Annotated in this window: 2 protein-coding genes and 2 pseudogenes; 1 reads left to right on the top strand and 3 read right to left on the bottom strand. The window is 65.7% G+C overall.

Features of this window, described 5'->3' with window-relative positions; genetic code table 11:
* Together ACFC1F_RS40865 and ACFC1F_RS40860 are read right to left on the bottom strand one after the other, a co-directional pair.
* On the bottom strand, positions 1–229 hold a 229-nt coding region (locus tag ACFC1F_RS40865), incomplete at its 3' end, for a hypothetical protein (protein WP_376166577.1).
* 79 nt (positions 230–308) lie between these two features.
* Complete coding sequence (locus tag ACFC1F_RS40860; RefSeq protein WP_376166575.1) at positions 309–785, bottom strand: hypothetical protein; 477 nt, start codon at positions 783–785, stop codon at positions 309–311.
* A gap of 583 nt (positions 786–1,368) precedes the next feature.
* Between ACFC1F_RS40860 and ACFC1F_RS40855 the strand changes: the two are divergent.
* Positions 1,369–1,706 (top strand): annotated as a pseudogene (locus tag ACFC1F_RS40855) (ISAzo13 family transposase); the annotation flags it as partial.
* Between the two features lie 17 nt (positions 1,707–1,723).
* Here the strand turns inward: ACFC1F_RS40855 and ACFC1F_RS40850 are convergent.
* Positions 1,724–2,335 (bottom strand): annotated as a pseudogene (locus ACFC1F_RS40850) (proteinase inhibitor I4 serpin); the annotation flags it as partial.

Here is a 2,335-nt window from a genome sequence, read left to right as displayed (position 1 = left end):
GCCCGTCCTGGTGCACCATGTAGAGGGTTCCGTCTCCGCCGCCGACGAGCAGCCTGGCACCTTCGAAGTGCTGGCCGATCTGGTGGCCCGTGTTCCTGGACCATCCGGTCGATCCGTTGGCCTCGTTGCTCCCGTCGCGCAACTCGTCCTGGAAGAACAGCAGGCGCCCGTCGTCGTGCACCCCATAGATGATTCCGTTGTCGCCGGAGGCGAGTTGAGTGAAGCCCATGACAATTCTCCTTGTCGCCTAGGTTTCGGCAGCCATCCTCACATCGATGCTATGCATCCATGTGGGCGTTCGAGTTCGACTAGATCCGATCGAAAGAACCGTTCCCGTCGGCCCGAATTGTTCCCCTGAAGATCTCGGTATTGTGGGCCCCTATAGCCGAGCAGTCGACCGTGACCGTGATTGGAATTTCGTATGCTTCGAGCTGGGTATCGTACAGCTGAGGATTGTCGAAACGCACCCCGATCTTGACATTCACCGTGGAGTCGAGCGCCAGAAGATTCGGCGCGAGAAATGCCTCGATGATGTACTGCTGGGCCTCTGAATATTTCCAGGTCAACAGCAGCTGGATCTCCGCGAGGACCTCCCCCAGTACACTTGACTGCCGAAAGAACACCTGCTTCTGCTCGGCCGAGTGCCAAGGCGCATAGGTGTCCACAACAGTGCCATCGGACCCGCTCGGAATCGCATAGGCCATGCCGAGCCCGCGCGCGTCGACGGTGACCGGCACGTCTCCGTTGTTGAAGATGTCATGTGCCGCCTTGATGATGTCAGCCACTTCACCCATCTGTCATTCACCTGGTTCGCACTGCGTTGTCCGCCGCGAGCAGTACTGATGTTCGCGGCGTCTGGCTTTACAGTCGATACGCAGGGCCCGTCACCCTGATTCGGGTACGCCAAGCCATCACAACCCCCGCAGGGGTTCCGCTGCACCGTGGGAGCGTGAGCCGCACGCAAATGGTGGCTGCAGATCTGGCTAATTGCCATCAATGCATCGCGCACCGCATTTCCCGCCGAGCAACGCCGGCTACGGGGTGTGCTCGGCCGGTCTTGAATTCATGCACTTACCGCGCTCCTCGGGCGGTCTTGGGTATCTCTCACCGTACGCCGTCGCGGGCATCAGTTCGACAGCAAAGCGTGATTCTTGACCCATATTTCTCTGCTGCAGCCAACGCTGTGTTACTGCACTTGAATATCCTGGGCGCTCCCCGCCCCTCCTGCTGTGCGTGGCCCGACAGGCAGCAGGCCCGGCGCGAGCGGGTGCGGACCGGTGAATACGCTCCAACACCGCTGCGTCAGGGCTCGCAGATCATCAACCCGTAGCTTTCCGCTCTGGGGCTCGTTGGTGTGGTACGGGCGCACTGGAGGGTCAACAAGCCCCACTGGCAGCCAAGTCCGAGGCGTTTCTTCCGCATCTCGACGAACGTCGGCGGCGTCTTCCGACAGGAGTGAAGGCCCGGTCGATCGACCGTGGCGGAATCGGGCTGGCCACCCGTGCCTCCGGTGTCCGCGAGGCCACCCCCTCGAGGCCACCCTGTCACCGGGGGTCAGCGAACTCGACTCCGGGGAGGCGCCATTGGGACGTACGCGCCGACCAGGCGGGGGTCACAGGCGCGTCGTCGATCTGAACCCCGCACCGCGGAGTGTGCTGCTGGAACTGGTCGGGCCCGACATGCGCGGCAATCCCATGTCGCCGCTGCCATGATCTGCGAGCCCTCAGTCGTGCTGGTACTCGTCCGGTTCGGTGACCCAGCCCGCCGCGAAGACCAGCCGGGAGGTGCGGTGGACGGCGAGGAAGCCGAACGGCCGGTCGAAGTGGGCCTGCACCTGCCGGACCACGTACGGCGGGCGGGTGGGCGCCGAACCGGCCGCCGAACCGATCGCCGTCACGGCGGCCGCCCGGAACCCGCGCTCGCCGAAGGTGGCGGTCGCGGCCTGCCGGGCGCTGTCCACGAACAGCCAGGGGGCGTCCACGACTCCGGGGAGCCGGTTCTCCGTCCGGGTTCCGGTGGCCGCCGTGGTGAGGCCGAAGAGTCCGGAGCGGGCCAGCAGGTCGTGGTCGGCCCGGACGGTGAACTCGGCGAGCATCACGTTCAGCTCCGGTTCCGGGGTGTAGGACCGGGACCAGCCGATGCTCAGCCCCGGGCCCGGCGAGCCCACGGGCAGCCGGTCCGCCGTGACCCGTGGGTGACGGTGGGACAGGATGCCGATGCCGGCGGCGAGCACCTGGCCGGGCGCCGCATCCGGCTCACCGAGCAGCAGGTGGACGTCGATGTCGCCGTGGCCGAGCACCCGCACCTCGGTCACCGGGCCGGCCGGGGTGTCGGT

This window comes from Kitasatospora sp. NPDC056181, assembly GCF_042266225.1.
Classification (GTDB): Bacteria; Actinomycetota; Actinomycetes; order Streptomycetales; family Streptomycetaceae; genus Kitasatospora.
The sequence above is the reverse complement of the archived record's forward strand: the minus strand, read 5'-3'. Positions and strand labels throughout refer to the sequence as shown.